Genomic DNA, 6,312 nt, shown 5'->3' with positions numbered 1-6,312 from the left:
GTGCAAGGTCGCCGGTCCGGTACAGCCGATCGCCCTCGACAAAGGGACTGGCGATGAACCGCTCCGCGGTCAGCTCAGGGCGGTTGAGGTAGCCCCGTGCCACCCCCGCCCCGCCAATGTAAAGCTCGCCCACCGCGCCGAACGGCACAGGCGCGCCATAGCCATCCAGCAAGTACACCCGCGTGTTGGCGATTGGACGCCCGACGTGAGGCATCTGGGGCCAACATGACGGATCAGCTGCAAGGTGGTGCTCGGAAATGACGCTGATTTCCGTGGACCCATATTGATTGATCAATCTCGCGTTCGGATGTGCTTCGAAGAACGCCCTAAGCAGTGGAGTGGCCTGTAATCGCTCGCCGGCTGTATAAAGCTCTCTTAAAGCGCGCAGCTGCACCCGCTGCGTGCTCCAGACTTCCGCAAAATGATTCAATGCCACGAACGGGAGGAAAAGCCGCTCGATGGCCTCCCGCTCTACAAATTCCAGCAGGTCGGAGAAGCGCCTCCGGGTCTGTTCCCGCACGAGCACAAGCACTCCGCCGTCCTTCCAACAGATGAACAATTCCTGACAGGACACATCGAAGTTCAGGGTCGCGAATTGAAGTGTGCGCTGTTTTGACGTGCCAATGCCCGCAAGCGAATTCACAAGCGCGCCATGGGACATTTCAACGCCCTTGGGGATTCCGGTTGAGCCGGAGGTATAGATGACATAGGCGAGATGGCGCGATGTGAGGCCAAGCGTGCCCGGGTCCGGGTTCGAAGGCGGCCGCTCGCCCCAAGCCGGGGTCGTCGTCTCCAGATCGACCACCGTCACAGCGGCCACGGCATCGGCGCCCAATGCGGTTCGACCGGCGACATCGCAAAGCAGCAGTTTCGGTTTTGCATCGTCGACAATCTGCCGCAGCCGCGCTGACGGATAAGTCGGATCTAGCGGCAGATAGGCACCGCCAGCCTTCATGATCGCCAACACACCGACCACCATCGCTAGGCTGCGTTCCAGGCAGATCGCCACCGGCTGGTCCGGCTTGACCCCGAGCTCGATCAGATAATGCGCCAGGCGGTTGGCCCGCGCATTGAGTTCGCCATAGCTCAGTCTCTCCCTCTCATGGACCACTGCAACCGCTTCCGGCGCCCTTTGCACCTGCGCCTCGAACAACTCATGGATACATCGCTCAAACGAAAAAGGCGCCGCCGTCCGATTCAAATCCTCAAGCAGATACGCGCGTTCGTCGGTTGGCAGAATGCCGATTCGGCCGACAGACTGCCCCGCATCGTCCATCACGCCGCGTAACAAAACTTGCAAATGCTGCGTCATGCCGTCGATCTGCTTGGGCGCCAATCGAGCGGCATCAAAATGCCAGCGGAAGCTCCCATCCAGAGCGCGAACCTCAAAGGTCAGCAAATCGCCGCATAAGGCTTGGCCAGTCTTGTGGCTCGCCGACAGATCGTCGGCGACGGAACAGCTTTCTGTCGCGATTGCAATACCAATCGGCCAAGGGTGGCGCGCCCGTAGCGCCTCCACTCCTCGCAGGGTCGGGCAGCGCGCGATAAGATCTCGGGCAAAGCTGGCGTGTGCCCTCAGCTGAGCGACTTCGGCCGCTACGGTTTTGCGCACTTCTTCAAAATCATAAGCAAGCTCAATGCAAACCTCCATCGGCACGACGGAGGCGATTACGAGTTTGGAGCCAGTTTGCAATCCGTCCCATGCAGGCTTCCATCCCAGTTGAAACTCTTTTTGCCCGGTGACTCGAGCGAGATAGATCAGCCAAGCGGTCACCAAATATTCCGAGCGATCTTGTGGGGAAAGTTTAGCCAAACCGCTTGGGCTAAACCACGAACTCGACTGCCATCGGGAAGGCGCCGCAGCCACGGACGATGACAGAAAAGGAAGATGCAATCTGCTAAACTGCTCGAGCCGCCGTCGCCAAAACTCCTCCCCACGCGCTAGCAGTTCATGCGCGGCAGATATGCTCTGCACCTGTTCATCGCTCAAGCTCGGAAGGCGACTTTCTTGATTCACGCAAATCGCTCACATCGGTTCGTATCTGTTGTCGGGCTTAGGCTGGTCTGCATTGATGTGACGAAACCCTTCGCCGAAGCAGATCACTCAATCTTCGTGCCAACCTTGCGCATCACCAAATATGGTGCCGGCAGCATCGCAGCTGCCACTCAACCGCGTCAGAGTTTCTGGTAAGCGTCCTCATCGAACGACTTCTCCTCTATGGCGCCCTTTAGACGATTACGCATCTATCGTGCCAACGGTGAAATCGAATTCAATCAATGCGAAAGCCACAGCAGCGCTATGTCAGCTGTCCAACAGCGTCGCCAGACATCGTACAATTGAGCGCGCTATCAATCGGCACAAACCTCCGCCCGCCTGGTCTTTCCGGACAAGGGAAAATGGACCTGGAATGCCAAAGTATTTTGTCAGCTCCGCCGAAGCGCATCGCGTGCGCCTTTCGTAAAACCGGAACAAAGACTTTTTCTGAGGTCCGCGTGCGATACGAGGCAGCGCTGGATTGCTCGAGTAAATGTATCTCGCAATTAGCGGCAGTTCATGTTGGATTGGCGTTTCTTCGCATCACTCAATATGTGGAGCCCGCCGGGTCGTCGAGCTTGTGGCGCTCGGTTCCGGTAAGGGGCGGGTTGAAGATGCTTACGAGGATCATGTCGTTGTTCCGTCCCCCGCGCAGGAAATGCTTGTCATGCTTGTCAAGCACATACATGTCACCCCTGCGAATGGGAAAGACATTGCCGTCCATGTCCTCGACCTCGCCCTCTCCGCCGATGCAGTAGCAGGCTTCGAGATGATTCCGGTATTGCAGAAGCGAAACGGTGTTAGCGCGCACCACGGTGTGGCAGATGCTAAAACCCATGCCGTCCTTATCGGTCAGAAGGCGGTGGCTAGTACCATTGCCCCAATCGACGAAGTGATCGGTTGCTTCGACGTCGCGCAGGCTACGCACAATCATAGTGTTCGATCGCCCGGTGCAGGTTGAAGTGATTGATCCAAAAGCTGGAGGCCGTTGTTCTGCCCCGGAACTGCGACTTCCCTGTCGCGCTGCCGACTGCGGTCCGTCGAAACAACCAACCGTCGGTCGCGAAGAGCCCGTGCAGCAGTCCTATGGGATCGGCTACACGCAAAAGGCCTGCCATTTGCCCGACGGCGACTAGGGAAAATATCGGCGCGAGGGTATTTCGCAGCCGAGCCCGATCGACGCGTACCAATTTGATGTTCCACCTTTGGCGTGGTGCCGCCGCTTACCTTTGGATTCCCCAGAATGCTGCTGGAGATATTGCCGGCGACATAAACTGTCTCCAATCGCAGATTTGGCAAGTCGTTTCCCTCCTTGCTGTGCCTCTCGCCGCCAGTAGAGCAAATCTCATGCCGTGGTGGCAGGCCGATGAAAGATGAAGTTGTGGCTGTCTCAGCTGGCAAGCGAGTGAGAACGATTTGGCTGGGCGTGTAGCCAATCTAACAAATTGTCGAGATATGGCCGAATACAAACGGGTCCGGAGCGAGAACCGGTCGAATAGTTCGGCTTTCTAAGGCAAAAGCCGATATAGATTGAGCAGCTGATACCCGAGCCGAATGAACTCATGTGCAGGTCAGCAGATTAGGTCTTGGGGCTGGGCCGACAGCGGGCGGATATCATCGATTATTTGCCGGGTCGCGAGCCCATGATGATGCCGTCGGCGAGAAATCGCGTGGTCCCGAATGCGAGCGTCGTTCGCGGCTCCGCGCCTATCTTGCCGACATGTCCGTCCGCTTCGGAAGGCTGAACGCGAGCGGGAAGGTCTCGGCCGAAAGAGACTCGAGGGCCGCCTGCTCCTCGGTGAGGCGTCCTTCAATGAACTGACGTTCGACATCCGACAGGTTCGACTTCAGCAGGCGAGAATAGCGGTGGATGGTGTTACGGTGAGCACGAATGCGGGCCAAATATTCATCGAGCATCCTGGACGCTCCTGAGGTCGTCGCAATCTCTACGAAGAGATATTCAGGCGAGCATGTCGTCGATCAACGCGCCGCCTGCCATCGCATCTCGGAAGCCGTTCGGCAGGCGGATAAGACTATGCTAGTTCGTGATATCATTCCCTCCCCTAGCCTAGCAACCCTCGCGACGATCCGCACCGTTTTTGGCTCGCCATAGCCGTCCTTCTGCTCGGCTAGTCGCTCAAACAGAGCTGGATGCTTGTAAGGCGCAAGGAATAGTCGGTCACGCCCCCGGCGCCGGACGCTTGTCGCTAACAAGCTCGCCCGTAAGTATTCTCTCCCGACGAGCTGAACATCGTTTGTCGATGTGCTATACGCATCTGCGTTGAGAACAGCTTTGGTTGAGAGTTTCGATGTCTCTTTCGATTGGATTGATCGTCGACGGCTATGTGAAACTAAGCAACCGCAGCGCGCTGGAGACCCTTCTGGCGCATCGGCGGGAGCTACTGCAGCAGTTGAAGTGCGTTACCGGAGTTGATCCGAAGCCAGCGATCGCTCAGGTCAGTCAAGACATCACAGTGATTGAAAGGGCACTTGCGGGGCTCGCACAGGAGTAGACAGCAATGGCGCACCCGCTCGCTTGAGTGATGGCGCTCCGGCGCCGAACACTGAGTTCGCCCTCGTTTGCGGACGAAGGTTATTAGCGTGACGCCTCACCGGCATCGTGGCGCGCAAGGGTGCGTGCGCCAAGGCTTGGATGCGCTGCCTGTTGTGCGAGCAGCTCGTTTCAACGATCGGCCTCGCAGCGAGCAACGCGCCAACCGATTCACATCGGATAACGCCGCGTCTTGGGTGACGTTAGGCCGCCATCGATTTGCGACCACGATACACCTCTGCGAGCTGGCCGGATCGCTATGCCGCAGGCGACGCGACGGCGCGCGCGAACCTGGATAGCAGGCCAGGACCTTCAGCACTGTGACTTGGAAATTCGCCTCAATGACAAGCCATGTCCTAGATCTAATCGCCACATCGTTGGTGCTCTGGAAGAGCTTCCTGACCGATCTGTTTAAGCAGATTGGGGCACGTCTCATCTCTGATGGCGGCCTTCAGGATTTTGGAGGCAACGTAGGCGCGGACGCCGGCGTCATACGGTGAGGCGCTTTCGCAGACCTCCCTATCGGCTCCAAACCCGACCGCTTGGCATCCTGCACTGTAGAGGGACTTCAATTCATGCGTTGAAGCATATCTTTGCGTCAAAAACCAGCGCCCGCCCCGCGTCTGGCGACGAAATCGGGCCAGGATCCGGCGCCCGCGCTAAGTGCCCCCTTGACTCGCCTTCCTGGCCGCTCTTGAGGGAACTTCGGCTTTATGCAGCTTAGGAGGCCGTCTGCGCGATCGTGAAGTAGTTTCATGGTCATGGGCGTGTGGTTAGTGATCCATAATTGCAGGTATTGGCAGCACACGATTTTGAGCAAACCTCCTTTGGCATGCCCGCTTGCAGGCGGATGATTTCGGTAGCGACTTGCGTTTTGGACATATAAGCCTGCTGAAGGACCCCAGCACGGAGACGCGAACGTCGCGTGAAAATTCATCGGAGGCGCTGCCGCAATGCAGGATTTGAGCGCGAGAGCGCGGCTCGTTGCATTAATCGATATTGCCATTTTGTTACCAGTCTGCGCCCAGAGCAATCACATGCAGCCGGAGGGCGGCATATTCCGCGGCCACATTGTTGGGGGTCATTACTGCAACTGAGCTTGAGCGACGAGCGAGATGGCGTCGCCGAAAGTGCCGTCGAATCTACGACCTGGGCGAAGGCCCTTTGCAGGGAGGGAGTGAGCTAGCAACCAGCCCACCGCGGGCTGCGTGTGAAACGCTCTGATCTGACGCCGAGGCGCCTCGTTCAGGGAAGAGAAGCAACTGGGCTGTTCAGATTATCTGCTGTGTTTGTCGAATCGGAAAGGGAGCTACATGAATCATCTCGGCAGCAGCTATCGTCGCACACCATCTGTGATGACAGACGAACAGCACGAGCTGAAGCGGTGCAAGCAGGAGATTGCGCGCCTCAAACAGCTGGTTGTACGACCTTCTGAAATTGTTTTGCGCGACGTCGTAAAAAGCGCGCAAAGCGGTCGGAACGTCCCGGAGTGTCCAAGCGAGCCGCCGAAATCATAAAACGGAAAGCGAACTCGCACTTGGCTGCTCTCGGCAGCGCGGGAGCGGCCCCGCCTCGCTCCACCCCGTCAGCCGGCAGAGCCGATCTCAGCCGACATCATGAGGTTGAGCGGGGGGGGGGGGGGCGGTTGTTCAGCACCCAAAGGGCGGTTCCTGTCTCTTATTCCCATCTCCGAGCCCCCGAGACGGGGAGTAATCCCGTTTTACCT

The 6,312-nt window shown here is 58.0% G+C and carries 4 protein-coding genes; 1 reads left to right on the top strand and 3 read right to left on the bottom strand.

Going from position 1 to position 6,312, the window contains the following annotated elements:
* The 3 genes from I6F33_RS37460 to I6F33_RS37450 form a co-directional block, all read right to left on the bottom strand.
* On the bottom strand, positions 1-1,774 hold a 1,774-nt coding region (locus tag I6F33_RS37460), incomplete at its 3' end, for an amino acid adenylation domain-containing protein (protein ID WP_225145761.1).
* An 808-nt stretch (positions 1,775-2,582) separates the two neighbouring features.
* Positions 2,583-2,969, bottom strand: a complete 387-nt coding sequence (locus tag I6F33_RS37455; RefSeq protein ID WP_225130830.1) for an ectoine synthase — start codon at positions 2,967-2,969, stop codon at positions 2,583-2,585.
* A gap of 773 nt (positions 2,970-3,742) precedes the next feature.
* Positions 3,743-3,952, bottom strand: a complete 210-nt coding sequence (locus tag I6F33_RS37450; protein ID WP_225130838.1) for a hypothetical protein — start codon at positions 3,950-3,952, stop codon at positions 3,743-3,745.
* A 392-nt stretch (positions 3,953-4,344) separates the two neighbouring features.
* Between I6F33_RS37450 and I6F33_RS37445 the strand changes: the two genes are divergently transcribed.
* Positions 4,345-4,548, top strand: a complete 204-nt coding sequence (locus I6F33_RS37445; RefSeq protein ID WP_225130840.1) for a hypothetical protein — start codon at positions 4,345-4,347, stop codon at positions 4,546-4,548.
* The last annotated feature ends 1,764 nt before the right edge of the window (positions 4,549-6,312 follow it).

The sequence above is a fragment of the Bradyrhizobium sp. BRP20 genome, assembly GCF_020194215.1.
GTDB classification, from domain to species: domain Bacteria; phylum Pseudomonadota; class Alphaproteobacteria; order Rhizobiales; family Xanthobacteraceae; genus Bradyrhizobium; species Bradyrhizobium yuanmingense.
The sequence above is the reverse complement of the archived record's forward strand: the minus strand, read 5'-3'. Positions and strand labels throughout refer to the sequence as shown.